The organism is Geobacillus sp. DSP4a (assembly GCF_013096875.1).
Classification (GTDB): Bacteria; Bacillota; Bacilli; order Bacillales; family Anoxybacillaceae; genus Geobacillus; species Geobacillus thermophilus.
The window spans coordinates 1-280 of the sequence record NZ_SDLD01000270.1; the positions used below are offsets into that span (position 1 = coordinate 1).

Genomic DNA, 280 nt, shown 5'->3' on the forward strand with positions numbered 1-280 from the left:
GTCGCGGCATTGGCGCGGCAGTCGTTTGATGAAGCACCGTTTCGCCATCGTGGATGTTGACCGCGCCAAACCGCGATACGTGGGCATGATGGCCGAACGTCGGCACTTGTTTTTGGCGGCCGACTTCTGACCATGTGGACCGCAAGACATGGTAAGAGCGGATATGGGTTTCATCGATGTACAGAAGAACGGCATCTTCTGTGTCCTTGGTGATCAAGTTTTTTGATCAGATCCATTTGCTTTTCCAATTGCTTTTGCTCATCCGGGTTCCCTTTCGCCA

Annotated in this window: 1 protein-coding gene; it reads right to left on the reverse strand. The window is 52.5% G+C overall.

What is annotated here, in order from left to right:
- Positions 1 to 217: transposase (locus ETC02_RS17305; RefSeq protein ID WP_171698509.1), on the reverse strand; the 217-nt coding region annotated here is incomplete at its 3' end.
- Between the last annotated feature and the right edge of the window lie 63 nt (positions 218 to 280).